Below are 16,120 nucleotides of genomic sequence, written 5' to 3' on the forward strand. Positions count from 1 at the left end.
CACTTTTCTAAAAAAATGTGCTTAACGTAATTCCAATTCAACACCTTCAAACAATTTTTTCACAGCATCTTTATCACGTAAACGCTCCGCTTTCTCTACAACATCACGAGTCAAATGTGGTGAGAAATATTGCATGAAATCATACATATAAGTACGTAAAAAAGTACTGTGTTTAAATGCAATTTGTACTGCGCTTGGTGCAAATAAATGATCTGCATTTAATGCCAATAAATCCGTATCTGCTTCAGTATGTGCCATTGATGCCATAATTCCAACTCCTAGTCCTAAACGAACATAAGTTTTTATCACATCAGCATCTGTTGCAGTAAACACAATGTTCGGTAGGATACCTGCTCTATTGAAGGCATAATCTAAGTCAGATACGCCCGTAAAACCGAAAGTATAAGTAACTAATGGATATTTACCTAATTCTTCAATCGTTAAATGCTTACATTGTGCAAGTGGATGGTCACGCTTTACGACTATCGAACGGTTCCACATATAGCAAGGCAATAAAACCACATCATCAAACAAATATTGAGCTTCTGTTGTAATCGCTATATCGACTTCACCAGATAACAACGCATCATAAATTTGATTAGGTGACCCCTGATGAATATGTAAACTCACATCAGGATATTTTTTAGAAAAACGCTCAACGACAGGGGGCAAAAAATATCGTGCTTGTGTATTGGTTGTCGCAATACGTAAAACACCATGATTAGGCTGAGTATATTCATTCGCAACGGCTTTAATACTTTGTGTTTTAACCAGTAATTCACGTGCAATAGCGACAATCTTTTGCCCAGCAGGTGTCAATGATTTAATATGCTTCCCATTACGTTCAAAAATTTCTAAACCAAGTTCATCTTCTAATAAACGGACTTGTTTACTAATACCAGGTTGCGAAGTAAAAAGTGCATTAGCAGCTTCCGTCACATTCAAGTTTTGGTTAACAATTTCAACAATATAACGTAGTTGTTGTATTTTCATACATTCATTCCCCTCACTGCACTTGTTCAGAAGAAAAATTATTTTTTATAACGCTTACTTAACTCTGTATAACGCTTGACAGCCTTACGAATTTGTCCTGTTTTCGCACGACGACGAGGTTTTGTGACGTCAAGTTTCGTTTCCACCTCTGGTGGTAACCCAACTAATTCCCTTAGATAATTTACATTGGTTAAATCCATTTCTTCCCAACCGCCTCGTGGTAATGATTTCATTAATGAAATATTACCATAGCGAGTGCGAATTAAACGGCTGACTTGTACCCCTTGAGATTCCCATAAACGTCGAACTTCGCGATTACGTCCTTCCATCAGAGTAACATCAAACCATTGATTAATACCTACTCCCCCAGCAAATTTAATTTCTTTAAAGTTAGCTGGACCATCTTCTAATTGCACACCTTTTTTTAAACGATGTAGCATAGCATCATCGACTTGCCCAAATACACGTACGGAATATTCTCTTTCTACTTCGCGGCTTGGATGCATTAAACGATTGGCTAGTTCTCCATCCGTTGTAAAAAGTAATAAACCTGATGTATTTATATCCAAACGACCTACCGCAATCCAACGTGCTCCCGTTAAACGAGGTAGGCGATCAAATACTGTGGCACGTCCTTCTGGATCATGACGTGTACAAAGTTCACCTTCTGGTTTGTAATACATCAAGACACGGCATACTTCTTTTTGTGCTTGTGTCAAATTTACAATATGTCCATCAATACGTACTTTTACACCAGAATGCACATTAATGCGATCACCTAATGTAGCTATTTTTCCATCAACACTGACTCTTTTTTCAGCAATCATGGTTTCAATTTCACGACGTGATCCCTGCCCAGCTCGAGCTAATACTTTCTGTAACTTCTCACCTTCAACATTGGTTTTAGAAATGGCTTTTAAGTTCGATGGATTTTTCGGCGCTCTTTTTTCCTTTTCAAAGTGCGGTCGATTTTGATGAGAATGTGTTTTAGTAGACTTCATGTTTCCTCTAAATTGTCGCTTTCACAAGCGTCTAGATAAATAAAATAATATGCGTTAGATAAAAGGAGTAATGGTACCACTACCTTCACGCATAATAACGGGGGTATCTTCTGTTAAATCAACTACTGTTGTCGGTTCTTGACCAAGATATCCACCATGAATAATTAAATCCACTTGGTGCTCCAAACGCTCTCTAATCTCTTCTGGATCTGATTGTGTGATATATTCCTCACCAGGTAGCATAAGCGAGCAAGATAAAATAGGTTCACCTAATGCTTTTAATAAATCTAAAGCAATTTGATTATCTGGCACTCGAATACCAATCGTCTTACGCTTTGAAGTCATCAAACGTCTTGGTAATTCTTTTGTAGCTGTTAAAATAAACGTATAACGCCCAGGTGTATTATTTTTAATTAAGCGATAGGCAGTATTATTCACTAACGAATAAGTCGATAGCTCCGATAAATCACTACATACTAGTGTAAAATTATGCCCTTCTGGTAATTGACGAATGTTTACTATTCTATCCATTGCATGTTTATTACCAATCATACAACCCAGTGCATAACCCGAATCAGTCGGATAAACAATCACGCCACCATCCCGTAAAATACTCACTGCTTGATTGATTAATCTCGCTTGAGGATTTTCTGGGTGAATATAAAAAAATTGACTCATAATCTAAATATTTTTATCAAAAAATAATATTTATTATACACTTTGTTACGCCAATGTAATAACGATTTGAGACAAAATAGTCAAAAGTAAAAAGAAGTCCGCTTTGTTAAAATACAAAATAAACGCAGATATTTCATGAGTTAACTGATAAAAAAATAAACCCACTTTAAAAAGTGGGTTATTAGATCCCAAATAGCCGATTCTGCTCTATCACTCAGTTGGCTATTCAAAGCTGCCTGTAATCATTAGCTTGTTGTAATAATTGGCGGCTTTCTTTAAGAAATTGCTCAGAATAATCACCAAACCATTGTTTTACTTGATTAAAACTATCAATAAACCCTTGTTTATCGCCTTGGCTGAAGAATGCTAAACTTTCTTCATAACTTTGTTTTAAACTTTCAATCACAGCTAAATTTTCAGGTTTATCTAAAATAATATCAGCATATAGCGCTGCATCCTGGGCAAACAAACGCCCAATCATCGCAAGCTCTAAACGATAAATAGGTGAAGATAACGCAAGCAAACTGGAAAGCTGCACAGGTTGCTTAGATAAATGTAAACCGTTAGCAAATGTAGAAAAATGGCGTAATGCTTGAATATAGGTCATACTGTGATCATGTTCAGTCGCTTCCACTGAGTAAAATTTAGCACCCCAAATGTGTATTTGCTCAATTAACCATTGATAACGTTCTTCAAAACGACCATCACAACGAACAATGACTTGTTTCGCCATACTGGCAATATCAGGCCCAAACATCGGGTGTAACCCCAATACGGCTCCTTTATGACAATCTAACATCGCAGCTAATGGTGCACGTTTAACTGAAGTCAAATCAGCTAATAACATATTCTCTGTTAAAAATGGCGTTAAACGCTTGATAGTTTCTACGGTATTCGCAATAGGAACTGATACAATTACAACATCAGCACTTTTTAAAATATCGACCGCACTTTGCCAATCTTCCCGCTCTAATACTTCAACATAGTAACCCGATAACGTAAAATAACGTACAAATAAACTGCCTAATTTCCCTCTACCCCCTACAACGACAATTTTCTTTATTTGTGGATTTACTTTTTTAAAACCAAATTGATTTTCACTTGTATAAGATTCACGCATGACTCGTCGTAACACATCTTCAATCAAATCTGCAGAAACGCCTAGTGCCTCCGCTTCTAGTCGACGAGCAGTAAGCATATCCATTTCACGCTCTGGCACATAAATAGGTAGGCCATGTTTGTGTTTTACTTCACCAACTTGTTTCACTAAGTCAAGCCGCTGCGCTAACAGCTGTAATAACTCACGATCCACCTGATCTATTTGTGCTCTTAATTCTTTTAATACATCCACTTCTCTAGCCCTTTATTTTTTCTTTAATGCTGAAGCTATATCGCGTAATAATGTTTCTGTAGTTTCCCAATCAATACAGGCATCTGTGATTGAAACACCATATTTCATTTCGCTTACAGGCTGCTCTGCACTTTGGTTACCTGCGTGCAAATGACTTTCTAACATTAAGCCGATAATCGAACGATTACCCTCTACAATTTGTTGTACTGCATTTTTTGCTACTTTAGGTTGTAAACGATAATCTTTATTAGAATTACCATGGCTACAATCAATCATAATGGCTTGTTCTAATCCAGCTTCTGCCAATGCCTGTTCACATTGTACAATAAATTCAGCTTCATAATTTGGCGTTTTTCCCCCACGTAAAATCACATGTCCATCTGGATTTCCTGCTGTATGTAATAAATTTACTTGCCCTTGCTGATTAATCCCAATAAAACTGTGTCCCATTGAAGCGGCTTTCATCGCATTAATTGCCGTCGCGAGACTCCCATCTGTCCCATTTTTAAAACCAACCGCCATAGATAAACCAGAAGACATTTCACGGTGAGTTTGTGATTCCGTCGTTCTAGCGCCAATCGCAGACCAACTAAACAAATCCGCCATATATTGAGGCGTAATTGGATCAAGGGCTTCTGTCGCTAAAGGTAAGCCCATTTCAGCTAACTCCAACAATAATTCTCTCGCAATATGTAAACCATGCTCAACATCAAAAGAACCATCAATTTTAGGATCATTAATTAGCCCTTTCCAACCAATGGTTGTTCTTGGCTTCTCAAAGTAAACCCGCATAACAATATACAGTTGATCTTTGAGTTCATTAGACAAGGTTTTTAAACGAGCAGCATATTCTAAGGCTGCGATAGGATCATGAATAGAACAAGGTCCTATAACTACTAACAAACGCGGATCTTTCTTGTGAATGATATTCGCAATATCACGGCGAGATTGTTCTATCTGTGTACGTAATGGCGCTAATAAAGGTAATTTATCCTTAAGTTCACGAGGCGTAATCAGTACTTTCTCACTAACAATATTGACGTTATGGATGCTATCTCTATTCATTTTTATTATCCTTAAAATCTAAGAAGAAATAGATAAATTGTAAACTTTAAAATACACTAAATGTAATAAATAAATTACATTAAAATTTAATAGGATTCAATCATTAAATAAAATTGTTTTTAAATTGTTAATACTCGTCATTATAGCAATTGATAATCTCTTTCAATTACACATTCCAAATGAGAATAGTTTTTGTTAAATTTATCATTATAAATTAATAACTTACAATCAATTTAAATTAAAAATATCTTGCTTATTCTCAATAACGACTATACAATGCCAGCATCAGTTAGATTAAATAACAATCTATTATTCATTATTTTTTAACATAACAAAGGAAAGGAGTGAGTTATGCTAAGTAAAGCAATTACAGACAAGCTAAACGAACAAATTAATTTGGAATTTTATTCGTCTAATGTTTATTTACAAATGAGTGCATGGTGTGCACATCATGGTTATGAAGGCGCTGCGGCATTTCTTTTACGCCATGCAGATGAAGAAATGGAGCATATGCAAAAATTATTCAATTATGTGAGTGAAACAAGTGGTATGCCATTGTTAGGTAAAATCGAAGCACCTAAAAATGACTACAAAACATTAAAAGAAATTTTTGAGATCACGCTAGAGCATGAAAAATTTGTGACCGCCAAAATTAATGAGCTTGTTGAAGTCACTTTCGCAGATAAAGACTACTCAACGTTTAATTTCTTACAATGGTATGTCGCAGAACAGCACGAAGAAGAAATGTTATTTAATAGTATTATTGATAAGTTTAATTTATTAGGTGAAGACGGGCGTTCGCTTTACTTTATTGATCGTGATTTAGCAACATTATAATTTAGGAGAAGAATATGTTATCGCAAAATGTTATTAATTTATTAAATGAGCAAATGAACCTTGAGTTCTATTCTTCTAATTTATATTTGCAAATGAGTGCTTGGTGTGAGCAAAATGGTTTTGATGGTACTGCAAAATTCCTAGCTGCTCATGCAGCAGAAGAAATGCAGCATATGCGTAAACTATTTACTTATTTAAATGAAACAGGCGCTTTAGCCATTATTGGTGAAATTGCCGCCCCAGCCCATCAATATTCAAGCTTGAAAGAAATCATAGAAATTACTTATAAACATGAAAAATTAATTACTGAAAAAATTAATACTTTAGTAGGTAAAACATTTGAAGAGAAAGATTATTCAGCATTTAACTTCTTACAATGGTATGTGGCAGAACAACATGAAGAAGAAAAGCTGTTTAGTGGTATTTTAGATAAACTGAATTTACTCGGTGAAGATGGTAAAGGGCTTTTCTTAATTGATAAAGATTTAGGCAATTTAGCAATCACTACTAAATAATATAAATAATTCAGCTTAATAAGGAAAAATCAACATACATTAAAGGTTAAAATCTATTCAACCTTTTTTAATACTTACAGCTTAAACTTTATTTTTTATTTAAAAATCATGAATTCTCTAGTTAATTAAAACAATAAAACCCACTTAAAGTGGGTTTTATTAAAAACAAAGAAAAACTCAACTAATTTATTAAGTCAAAATTATTCCATTAATTTTCTATAAAAAATCATATATTAAGTTACTTTGTTATTTCAGCAAAAGAAACACATTATCTAAATCATTTAGATGACATTAGAATTCGTAGTTAACACCCATGTTATAAGACACAGCTGAACCACCTAGGCTTTTCGACAATCCGACTTTCGCCGCGAAGTTGTCATTGAAACGATAACCACTACCAACCGCAATCGCTTTTTCTGATTGATAGCCCCCTACTGCGGCAGTCACGTTCATTTTACCCACGCTATATGGTTGGAATAATCCTGTTAAGGCAGATTGTGTCGCCAAACCACGACGAAGATCTTTATTTAAGTTATTTAAACGTGCATTTAATTGTGATTTTACATCTTGAATTGATTTATGATTTAGCTCAATTTTAGCATTCAGTTCTGACATGGATTTTTTATTTCCTTCAATTGAAGATTTATTTGTATTAATATTTTTCTTGTTTTCTTCAATTAGCTTTTTATTGGTAGTAGTAGTAGCTACAATATTCTTTTCCATTTCTTTAATATCGGCTTTTTCAGAGTATAGTTTATCAATCTTACTAATAGTAGATTTTATATCATTTGAATTTTTATTAATTAGATCTTCATTAGTATTAATCTCATCATTAATAAATTTAAATACATGATAAACAGAATAGTCTCTCATTTCACGCTTATCTTTATTATAATACTTAGGATTATTAGTTATATTTAAAGTTTTCCAACTATTTAATAACTCAATAGCACTCGCATAAGCATATGATTCCATTAGAGCTTTAGAATGATGGTCTTCTATTTTTATAGGTCCATTTGCAATGTTAATAGAATCAAGATCAATTTTATCAAGTCCATTTTCTTGAAAAATATTATTATACTTTAACCCTATTTTATCTTCTATACTAATATATTCAGCTTTAGCTAATGTAGTATTACTTATTAAGTAAAAAGATACCGCTACTCCGACGGCAATTTTTGATAAATTCATTAAGTTTTCTCCTTGATTACTTATACGACTTATATTTATTCAAATTTCAATCCATTCTGTTATTTAATAACCAAGTATCCTACTGGTATATTAAATACACTTCGAGATTCTATATAATTTGTTTTTTAGCACAAGCCTTTTTTTTATTTTTTATTTCAAATGAGCAAATAAAAAACCAAGTTGGAACAAATAAAAAACTACTGAATGTTAAATATTCAATAACAAATCAAAAAATAAACTCAATAATAAAAATTATTATAGATTAATTAAATTATATTTTAATCATTAATAGACTTTAAAATAATCAATATAAAAATATAATTTTAAATTTAATTATGAGATAGGATTAATTTTAATCATTAATTAATTTACTTATATATCAATTACAAATTAAAAATTGAATTATTAATTAAATTTAGAATAAAAATACAATCTACTTTTTATTTTATATTTATTCAAAACAACGAAAAATAGACTATTTTTTAATAAAATCTAATCAATAGAAATTGCCTCTAAGTCAAATAATGAGAAAATGTCCAACTCTTTCTTGGTATCATTTCATGAGATAGATTATCAAATTTTTACATAAGCGATAAAATAAGAGAGAAATAAACGAACTGGATTCATATCAATCTACGTCTTCAATATAGAAAGACTCGATTAAAGGGAAATAGACAAAATAAATAATTCAGAATAACGACAAACTGCTTAGCTAGGCGAGAGGAAAGTGATAATGAGCAATATTTTAGTCACAAAAAAGGACGCTAAATCGCGTCCTAATGCATTTTGACTTTAAAATTAAAGTGCAGATTTTGCTTTTTCTACTAATGCAGCAAAAGCCACTTTGTCGAATACTGCTATATCAGCAAGGATCTTACGATCGATTTCAACAGACGCTTTTCTTAAGCCATTGATGAATTTGCTGTAAGATAAACCGTTTTGACGTGCTGCAGCGTTGATACGAGCAATCCATAATTGACGGAATTGACGTTTACGTTGACGACGGTCACGGTATGCATATTGACCAGCTTTAATTACTGCTTGGAACGCAACACGATAAACACGTGAACGAGCACCATAATAACCTTTAGCAGCCTTAAGAACTTTCTTATGGCGTGCTCTTGCAATAACACCACGTTTTACACGAGCCATTATTTAATCTCCTATTTGTCTATGAATCTAAAAATTTAACTAATCGTACGACTGTACTTAAAACGCAGCTTATGCGTATGGTAAGCACGCTACTACTAAAACTTGGTCAGCTTTCGCAACCATTGATTTATGACGTAAATGACGTTTACGCTTAGTTGTCTTTTTAGTCAAAATATGACGTAAGTGAGATTGTTTACGTTTGAAACCGCCTGAAGCTGTTTTTTTGAAACGCTTCGCAGCACCACGTACTGTTTTAATTTTAGGCATAAGTCTTTATAACTCCGCATTGTTGAATATCAATTACACCTTTAAATTTTCACCTTTACTTATTCACTAAATTCCTCTGCACATGGCATTAGACATCTGCTTCTATAGTATTAGTTAAATTTAAAAGCTCTACTTTTAATAATTAGGCGAATTAAAGTGCGGTCAAAACTGCAAAAATTTCGACCGCACTTAATTACTTGATCTTGCGCTAATTATTTCTTTTTAGGAGCAAGTACCATGACAGCTTGACGACCTTCGAGTTTTCCAGGTGCAGATTCTACCACTGAAATATCTGCTAGATCGTTTTTGACACGTTCTAACACCTCTAAGCCGATGTCTTGGTGTGCCATTTCACGTCCGCGGAAACGAACTGTTATTTTGGCTTTGTCCCCTTCTTCTAAAAAGCGAATCAGGCTGCGTAGTTTTACCTGATAGTCGCCTTCGTCTGTACCAGGACGGAATTTAATTTCCTTCACTTGGACAACTTTCTGTTTCTTCTTCTGCTCTTTTGCCGCTTTACCTTTTTCATAAAGGAATTTACCGTAATTCATAATGCGACACACTGGCGGCTCTGCATTTGGACTAATTTCAACGAGATCTAATTCAGCTTGCTCAGCCATCTCTAATGCTTGTTGAATTGATACAATACCTGCTTGTTCGCCATCTTGGTCAATCAAACGAACTTCTTTCACTCGAATTTCATCATTAATGCGATTCGGACGATTAGCAACGGGTGCTTTTTTTACGGTCTTAATAGTCTTATTCCTCTATTAGTTTATATTGCTTTCATCTGCTGAGCAGAAGAAGATTATTTACTGTTTAAAAATAAACAAAAACGGTCTGGATTCTACTGGATTTTACACATTTACGCAATAAAAATTCAGTGATTTTTAACAGGTAATGTTATACAACACCTTTAGAAAAAGTTAAATAACCTTATGTGTTTTATATATGCTGAACTTATGTCTTATGATTCGCTTAAGGTTTCTGCTTTACTTAGATTTAGTATAAAAATACATTTTATTTTTATGTTAACTAGTTGTTTTTCCTTTATGACTCGGTAAAAGATCTGTAAATAAGCCATTTTGTTTTAATTCTTTGGCGATACGAATGGCTGTTTCTGTTTCACAACCCGCATATTCTGCAATTTCACGATAAGTCCAGTTATAATACGGGAAATTGGTTGTTAAAAAGCACAGACTGTCAATGACACGATCTAAAGTACGTAAATACGCACTTTTAGCAAGGCGTTGCTCAGCATCTCGCAGTTCATTCGCTAAGGTTTGTAAAAGTAATTTACTCAGTTCTGTATTATGTAAGAAAAAGCGGTCAATATTTTCTGGTTTGATACGAATAATTTCCGCTTCAATTAAAACTTTCGCATTACAATGATAACGGCTATCACCCAAACCAAACAAAGTACGAAAACCAAAATAATCGCCTTGCCGATATAATCTCACTAGGCTTTCTTTGCCATTATCGAGCGTATGATATAAACCTACCAATCCCTGCTTCACAAAATAAAATTCCTGCGCGACTTCACCTTGTTGATAGACAGTCATTCCTTTAATTAATTGATGTAAATAAGTGAGCTGACAATATTGTAAATCCGTCGGCAAAATAGAGATATTATCCATACTCTTCCTTAATAGGTATCTAACGTCATTTTGCGTATTTTATAACAGTCTACTACAAAACGATAAGGTTAATAATAAACATGCCAAATCGACTTAATAAAAGCATCCTAAAGAAGGAAGCAAATAAATAGATCTGCCAGAGATTATGCATTTCTCTTTTAAAACAAAATGTTTAATAAAATCATGCTAATCAATCTAACATAGTAAAAAATCAAATATCTATGATGATTATCATATCGTGAGACTCTCAACATTAACTAAACAATGAGATTTTTTTTCAAATATGAGCATGATCATAATAGGTTAAAAGTATCTCAAGACATAATACACAAAAAATACGAGGTTTTTTGTTATGGATACACAATTGATCGTGATTTTAATACTTTGTGGCATGCTCACAAATCTTATGTCTGCCGTCTTTGGTATTGGAGGTGGTGTACTTATGGTCCCGATTCTCTATACACTATTTCCAGATTTTCCATTACAAATGATTGCTGCGACTTCATTAACCATTGTTATTGGTTCCGCTTTAATTAATTTAGCTTATTTTTATAAACAAAAAATTCAAATTAATATTAAATCTATGCTGTTATGGTCATTTGGTATGATTATTGGCGTCCAACTTGGTTTTGAAGCTAGCTTTTATTTACATGACAACATCATTATCGCTGTTTTTGTTACAACACTCGGCTTACTTGCATTACGCACAATCTTCCACAATTCAGTAGGAGATAATCTCACCGTTGCTACGAATGATGGATTAAAAGGTATGTTTTTATGTTTATTTGGCGGCAGTGTTGCAGGTATGACGGGGATCGGTGGCGGATCCATTATGGCACCATTAATTGGTCAGTTACGCAGCGTTAAGCCCTATCAAATTGCGCCTTATACTAATTACATGATGGTCATCGGCGGCTTGGGTAGCCTTTATGGTTATTTATCTAAAACACCGCCATTTCATCTTGATTACGGCTGGCAAGTTGGTTATGTCAATTTTTCGGTGGTAACCCTTGTAGTGCTCAGTTCTTTTGTAACGAGTTTCTTATCAATGAAAATTCGTGGTATTCTAAAACCTGATTTAGCAAGAAAATTACTTGGTTGTATTTTACTCGCCATCGCAAGTTATATGTTGATTGTCCATTTGACTAAATAACATTATAACATCATAAAAGTGCGGTCTAGATTTTAAGAATTTACTCTATGCTTTTGTGCTTTGTCATGCCAGAATAATTTATCTCCAAAAATTAGGCGCCTACTCATAAATGAATAAGACGCCCAACAAGTCCATTTCAGTTTGACACTATTTTCTTTAAATCATATTAACTCAGTTTATAAGCTTCAACTGTATGATGTGGTTTTTGCTCATGTACAGGAGGAAGTTGCATATAATCTCCGTAATACATTGTTAAATGTTCATGGTAGCCATTCATGACAGGAAACGTTTCACCCTCAAAATCTAAATAGACGACATCAGAAAAATACGCTTTCGGCATATATGATTTTTGCCAACCACCATAATCTGATAAAAATAATCCAATATAATCAGCTCTTTCAATAGGATATTTCTGTTGAAATGAGGTTAAGTGTGTCATCATCTTATGAAAAAAATAATGAGATAATTTAGAAAAAACGACCTTCATAAGACTATTCTCTTGCGCGCGATACCATCTTTTACGGCAAGAGGATAGTCTTAATTTAAGTCGGCGGTGCTTTTTCATTGCTTTATAAATGACAGATGGCTCATTTGGCACCCCATCCCAAATAAAAATATCAATAAAAATCCCAGTAGTTCTTCCTTTAGTATCAACTAAACGCGTTTCTTTATCAAAAATTTTTGTCATTTCACCAGGTATCATTCCATCAATACGTTCAGCAAGAGATAAATCATACTTTGTATGTTGTTGATGCTGCCATGCTTGAACAAATTTTTCATATTCATCTCGACACATATAAACATCCACATCATCATCCCATGGAATGAAACCTTGATGGCGTACAGCGCCAATTAATGTTCCTCCGCCTAATGAATATTTAATTCCATGTGATAAACAAATTTGATTAAAATATTTTAAAATATCTAATGCAATTATCTGATGTTCTCGCAACGTAATTCTTTTCATAAGAACCTACATATCTTCTAATAAATACACTTCTTTTATATGGTGCGGCACCCTTTGTTCTACTGGAGGAAGCTGCATATAATCCCCATAGTATAATGTTAAATGCTCATGATATCCTTTCATAACAGGATATAACTCCCCTTCAAAAGGTAAGTATACTACATCATCAAAATATTCTTTCGGCATATAAGCTTTATCCCAATTATTATAATCAAATAAGACCATTGCTATCGTCTTAGTTTGATTGATAGGATATTTTTTCTGAAAAGAATATACATGTGACATCATCTTATTGAAGAAATAAGATTTTAATTTTTGAATAATGTAGTTAAAAAATTTTGAGTTTTGATATTTTTTTTCGCGTTTATCAATAGAGAAGTAATGTGCTTTTAACCTTTTATGTTTCTGCATTATTGAAAAAATTTCTTTAGGTTCATCAGGTACACCATCCCAAACAAAAATATCAATAAAAATGCCATAAACATCATCATTTGTTTCCACTAAATGTGTTTTCAAATCATAAATTTTTGTTGTTTCACCAACAGAAACCCCATCAATTCTCTCTGCCAATGATAATCTATATCTTGTATGGTTTAAGCTCTCCCATATTTGAACAAATTTTTCATATTCATCTCGACACATATAAATATCAATATCATCATCCCATGGAATGAAACCTTGATGGCGTACAGCGCCAATTAAAGTCCCGCCTCCTAATGAATATTGAATATTATGTTCAACACAAATTTTATTGAAATACTTTAAAATATCTAACGTTATCAATTGATGTTCACGAAGTGTTATTGTTCTCATATTATTTTCTAACCAAATTATTTAAAATAAATTCATATTGGATTAAATTATCCATTTCATAACCATCAGATGGTGACAACTCAATTGTTCTGACATCTAATTCAGTAATCACTTCCATCGGAATATTATCCCAATAAAGAGCGCTTTGGCTTAGTATTGTCGGACAAAGATACGCTTCCAGCTTTTTCTTAATTATATCACTGTCATTTTTTGACCAAAAGGAAACCCCTAATAAGCTAGGAAGATGGGCATTTGTTACTTCTATTTTTATGATCTTTCCTGCATCATTTAAAATAGGTACCCACTCTTTATCTTCACTTTTTGGTCTTTTAACAACAAAATAACAACTTGTCTCAGGAGGATTTAAAAAAATATTTCTAAATAAAACAACATCAGAGTCAATAATATAACTGTCAGAAAAATATGTTTTTGCAACTGCAAAAGAATAAATGCTATTATAATCCTTATATTTTTCATTATATAAAAGATGGCAACCATATTGTTCAGATAAATAGTTAAACTGCTCTGATAAATGACCTGTTACAATATAAATATTATCTATACCTGCCTGCTTTAAATATGTAATTGTTCTTTCTATATTTGGCATTCCATCAATAGGGAGTAATGCTTTATGCGTATTTTTTGTAATTTCTTTAAAACGGCTCCCTAAACCAGCAGCTAATATAATTGCATTCATATATTCTCCCTCTTATCTTTTAATGTCAGTCCTGCACCTAAAACAACACCAATCACAAGTAACATTGTCATTATATCAATATGCTTCCCATTTAAGAGAAAGCCAATAAGAATAATCCAAAAACCATACGTAATATTGAGCATCATTGCTCTTATCGGTTTGATTAAATAAATTGCTCTATAATATAAAAAATAAGATGCCATTGAAGAAAGGATAATGAAAATAATAATAGTAAGAAACCTCGTATCTTTAAAAAATTCAATAGAATTAAAAAATTCTACATCAAGATACAAAACAAGAATAATATATCCAAAACTAGAACCTAATTGCCTTAAAAAATAAGCACTAGAAGACTTAATCGATTGCATGACATAAGAGGATATAACAATTTCGCCTCCCCAACTTATAGCGCAAGTGATCGCTAAAACAATACCTAAAACAGAAAATTGAGAGTTGCTTATATCTAATCCCAGTAATATTGTACAACCTATCGCTAGACATAACCCAATTATACCTAATTTTGTAATAGCATCTTTTAAAAACAGAAAGGCAAAAATAGTACCAAAAACAGGATAAATAGATGAGATTGGTGCCGCATAACCCACACCGATATACTGAATTGCTTGCAAATAACATAGCATGCCTATTGGGCCACCAATCATACCAGCGAGAATACCTAGATATACGCTTTTATTTTTTAATTCAAATTGCTTAAATAAATTTAATTTATAATGTGAAACAGCACAAAACATAAAAGCCGAAAATTCTATTATCAATAATAGGAATAATATAATCGTCAATGAGCTAGTCAACGGGTAATATGAACTTAACAGCTCATACAGAATACCTGCAATTCCCCATAATAAACCCGATAGAATCCCCCAGAAATATCCAGCATACTGCCTCATAACTTATTCCTTTTCCGCTTTCCAAGCATGCATAAAAGAAATTGCTCTCTCAATACGATTTTTCCCATAATCAGCAAAAAACTCGCCATTTTCCTCTTTAACTAAGGTCCACACGAACCATAAAACATCTTGAGTAAACTGATAAAATGCAATTTTTACTGATGCTTCTTTTATCTCTTCTGGCTTTTTAAAATAACATTGCAAAAAGAAATCTTGTTGTGTCTTATCTAATTTGGCTTCTAAAAGAAAGGCCGCAATATCAAACATAGGATCATTCATACCTGAATATTCCCAATCAATGAAATAAACATTATTTTCTTTTAAAAGGATATTCTCTGGCACTAAATCATTGTGACAAACAGTAAGAGAAGTCATATTTTGAGAAAAATAAATTTGGATAGTTTGGAAAAACACTAATAAATCTGCAATACTGTCATTATACTGATAAAAATGTGCTTTATTTTTTAATAAACCCATATATTTATCAAACTCTTCAAACACATCAAATCGATTAGCGAGTTTAATTGGCGACTGGTGAAGTAAATATAATTTTTCTGCAATAAATTTTAAATTTGAAAAATTTTTGATGCTTTGATGATCTAATGTACAACTCTCTGATAAATATTTTGTAATTTTGATACCTGATGTAGAATCAAAAAAACAAGTTTCTACATTAAATCCTGCTTCAGACATTGCAAGACTATTTGTTGCTTCATTATCGCGAACAATTAAATTTTCAGTCATAGCCCCAGGAATTCTGACAACATAGCTATCCGTCTCAGTGTTTACAATATAATTTTTATTTGTCATCCCACCTAAAAAAGAAACTTGCGATATTGATGAAAGCGGTAGACTTAATTTCTCCTGAATAATATTTTTTATTGTTTCCATTATA

18 protein-coding genes are annotated in these 16,120 nt (G+C 32.9%); 3 read left to right on the top strand and 15 right to left on the bottom strand.

The window, feature by feature from the left end:
* Window positions 1–21: 21 nt before the first annotated feature.
* From cysB to K7G93_RS03910, 5 genes are all read right to left on the bottom strand, one after another.
* Window positions 22–993 carry an HTH-type transcriptional regulator CysB gene (gene cysB, locus K7G93_RS03890; protein WP_049214383.1) on the bottom strand — a complete coding sequence of 324 codons (972 nt, stop codon included), beginning with the start codon at window positions 991–993 and terminating at the stop codon, window positions 22–24.
* A gap of 38 nt (window positions 994–1,031) precedes the next feature.
* Complete coding sequence (gene rluB, locus K7G93_RS03895; RefSeq protein WP_228400497.1) at window positions 1,032–1,994, bottom strand: 23S rRNA pseudouridine(2605) synthase RluB; 963 nt, start codon at window positions 1,992–1,994, stop codon at window positions 1,032–1,034.
* Window positions 1,995–2,048: 54 nt separating this feature from the next.
* Window positions 2,049–2,672, bottom strand: a complete 624-nt coding sequence (locus tag K7G93_RS03900) for an L-threonylcarbamoyladenylate synthase (protein ID WP_049214381.1) — start codon at window positions 2,670–2,672, stop codon at window positions 2,049–2,051.
* A gap of 226 nt (window positions 2,673–2,898) precedes the next feature.
* Complete coding sequence (gene tyrA, locus K7G93_RS03905; protein ID WP_228400498.1) at window positions 2,899–4,023, bottom strand: bifunctional chorismate mutase/prephenate dehydrogenase; 1,125 nt, start codon at window positions 4,021–4,023, stop codon at window positions 2,899–2,901.
* Window positions 4,024–4,035: 12 nt separating this feature from the next.
* Window positions 4,036–5,088 (bottom strand): 3-deoxy-7-phosphoheptulonate synthase, encoded by a 1,053-nt coding sequence (locus K7G93_RS03910; protein ID WP_228400499.1) that lies wholly within the window; start codon window positions 5,086–5,088, stop codon window positions 4,036–4,038.
* A gap of 351 nt (window positions 5,089–5,439) precedes the next feature.
* Between K7G93_RS03910 and ftnA (K7G93_RS03915) the strand changes: the two genes are divergently transcribed.
* Complete coding sequence (gene ftnA, locus K7G93_RS03915; RefSeq protein WP_049214378.1) at window positions 5,440–5,925, top strand: non-heme ferritin; 486 nt, start codon at window positions 5,440–5,442, stop codon at window positions 5,923–5,925.
* 14 nt (window positions 5,926–5,939) lie between these two features.
* Entirely contained in the window at window positions 5,940–6,440 is a 501-nt protein-coding gene (gene ftnA / locus K7G93_RS03920; RefSeq protein WP_049214377.1) for a non-heme ferritin, read from the top strand.
* 291 nt (window positions 6,441–6,731) lie between these two features.
* Here ftnA (K7G93_RS03920) and K7G93_RS03925 read toward each other — a convergent pair whose 3' ends face one another.
* The 5 genes from K7G93_RS03925 to K7G93_RS03945 form a co-directional block, all read right to left on the bottom strand.
* A complete protein-coding gene (locus K7G93_RS03925; protein WP_224046266.1) occupies window positions 6,732–7,631 on the bottom strand; it encodes a YadA C-terminal domain-containing protein in 900 nt (299 codons plus the stop codon).
* 798 nt (window positions 7,632–8,429) lie between these two features.
* Window positions 8,430–8,783: a 50S ribosomal protein L20 gene (gene rplT / locus K7G93_RS03930; RefSeq protein WP_005700416.1), complete on the bottom strand. Its 354-nt coding sequence runs from the start codon at window positions 8,781–8,783 to the stop codon at window positions 8,430–8,432.
* 69 nt (window positions 8,784–8,852) lie between these two features.
* Complete coding sequence (gene rpmI, locus K7G93_RS03935; RefSeq protein WP_005596065.1) at window positions 8,853–9,050, bottom strand: 50S ribosomal protein L35; 198 nt, start codon at window positions 9,048–9,050, stop codon at window positions 8,853–8,855.
* Between the two features lie 212 nt (window positions 9,051–9,262).
* A complete protein-coding gene (gene infC, locus K7G93_RS03940) occupies window positions 9,263–9,805 on the bottom strand; it encodes a translation initiation factor IF-3 (protein WP_082303057.1) in 543 nt (180 codons plus the stop codon).
* A gap of 276 nt (window positions 9,806–10,081) precedes the next feature.
* Complete coding sequence (locus K7G93_RS03945; protein ID WP_049214251.1) at window positions 10,082–10,687, bottom strand: Crp/Fnr family transcriptional regulator; 606 nt, start codon at window positions 10,685–10,687, stop codon at window positions 10,082–10,084.
* 352 nt (window positions 10,688–11,039) lie between these two features.
* On the opposite strand from K7G93_RS03945, the gene K7G93_RS03950 reads away from it, so the two are divergent.
* A complete protein-coding gene (locus K7G93_RS03950) occupies window positions 11,040–11,840 on the top strand; it encodes a sulfite exporter TauE/SafE family protein (protein ID WP_049214249.1) in 801 nt (266 codons plus the stop codon).
* 166 nt (window positions 11,841–12,006) lie between these two features.
* Here K7G93_RS03950 and K7G93_RS03955 read toward each other — a convergent pair whose 3' ends face one another.
* From K7G93_RS03955 to K7G93_RS03975, 5 genes are read right to left on the bottom strand one after another with little or no spacing between them, the layout of a single operon-like run.
* Window positions 12,007–12,807, bottom strand: coding sequence for a LicD family protein (locus tag K7G93_RS03955; protein ID WP_223668240.1), 801 nt, complete (start codon window positions 12,805–12,807; stop codon window positions 12,007–12,009).
* A 6-nt stretch (window positions 12,808–12,813) separates the two neighbouring features.
* Window positions 12,814–13,620, bottom strand: coding sequence for a LicD family protein (locus tag K7G93_RS03960; RefSeq protein ID WP_115322640.1), 807 nt, complete (start codon window positions 13,618–13,620; stop codon window positions 12,814–12,816).
* A gap of 1 nt (window position 13,621) precedes the next feature.
* Window positions 13,622–14,317, bottom strand: coding sequence for an NTP transferase domain-containing protein (locus K7G93_RS03965; RefSeq protein ID WP_049214243.1), 696 nt, complete (start codon window positions 14,315–14,317; stop codon window positions 13,622–13,624).
* Window positions 14,314–15,225: a DMT family transporter gene (locus K7G93_RS03970; protein ID WP_049214241.1), complete on the bottom strand. Its 912-nt coding sequence runs from the start codon at window positions 15,223–15,225 to the stop codon at window positions 14,314–14,316. The genes K7G93_RS03965 and K7G93_RS03970 overlap by 4 nt, the downstream gene beginning before the upstream one ends.
* A gap of 3 nt (window positions 15,226–15,228) precedes the next feature.
* On the bottom strand, window positions 15,229–16,116 hold the full coding sequence (locus K7G93_RS03975) for a choline kinase family protein (RefSeq protein WP_224046268.1): 888 nt from the start codon (window positions 16,114–16,116) through the stop codon (window positions 15,229–15,231).
* Window positions 16,117–16,120 lie beyond the last annotated feature (4 nt).

Origin of the sequence: Pasteurella canis, assembly GCF_020810675.1 — a bacterium.
Classification (GTDB): Bacteria; Pseudomonadota; Gammaproteobacteria; order Enterobacterales; family Pasteurellaceae; genus Pasteurella; species Pasteurella canis.

Bases quoted from the DNA above. Each gene is read 5' to 3' on its own strand.
- ftnA (WP_049214377.1), top strand. From the start codon at position 5,940: ATGTTATCGCAAAATGTTATTAATTTATTAAATGAGCAAATGAACCTT.
- K7G93_RS03925 (WP_224046266.1), bottom strand. From the start codon at position 7,631: ATGAATTTATCAAAAATTGCCGTCGGAGTAGCGGTATCTTTTTACTTA.
- ftnA (WP_049214378.1), top strand. From the start codon at position 5,440: ATGCTAAGTAAAGCAATTACAGACAAGCTAAACGAACAAATTAATTTG.
- K7G93_RS03955 (WP_223668240.1), bottom strand. From the start codon at position 12,807: ATGAAAAGAATTACGTTGCGAGAACATCAGATAATTGCATTAGATATT.
- K7G93_RS03970 (WP_049214241.1), bottom strand. From the start codon at position 15,225: ATGAGGCAGTATGCTGGATATTTCTGGGGGATTCTATCGGGTTTATTA.
- cysB (WP_049214383.1), bottom strand. From the start codon at position 993: ATGAAAATACAACAACTACGTTATATTGTTGAAATTGTTAACCAAAAC.
- K7G93_RS03950 (WP_049214249.1), top strand. From the start codon at position 11,040: ATGGATACACAATTGATCGTGATTTTAATACTTTGTGGCATGCTCACA.
- rpmI (WP_005596065.1), bottom strand. From the start codon at position 9,050: ATGCCTAAAATTAAAACAGTACGTGGTGCTGCGAAGCGTTTCAAAAAA.
- K7G93_RS03965 (WP_049214243.1), bottom strand. From the start codon at position 14,317: ATGAATGCAATTATATTAGCTGCTGGTTTAGGGAGCCGTTTTAAAGAA.
- K7G93_RS03960 (WP_115322640.1), bottom strand. From the start codon at position 13,620: ATGAGAACAATAACACTTCGTGAACATCAATTGATAACGTTAGATATT.
- rplT (WP_005700416.1), bottom strand. From the start codon at position 8,783: ATGGCTCGTGTAAAACGTGGTGTTATTGCAAGAGCACGCCATAAGAAA.
- K7G93_RS03900 (WP_049214381.1), bottom strand. From the start codon at position 2,672: ATGAGTCAATTTTTTTATATTCACCCAGAAAATCCTCAAGCGAGATTA.
- K7G93_RS03975 (WP_224046268.1), bottom strand. From the start codon at position 16,116: ATGGAAACAATAAAAAATATTATTCAGGAGAAATTAAGTCTACCGCTT.
- rluB (WP_228400497.1), bottom strand. From the start codon at position 1,994: ATGAAGTCTACTAAAACACATTCTCATCAAAATCGACCGCACTTTGAA.
- K7G93_RS03945 (WP_049214251.1), bottom strand. From the start codon at position 10,687: ATGGATAATATCTCTATTTTGCCGACGGATTTACAATATTGTCAGCTC.
- K7G93_RS03910 (WP_228400499.1), bottom strand. From the start codon at position 5,088: ATGAATAGAGATAGCATCCATAACGTCAATATTGTTAGTGAGAAAGTA.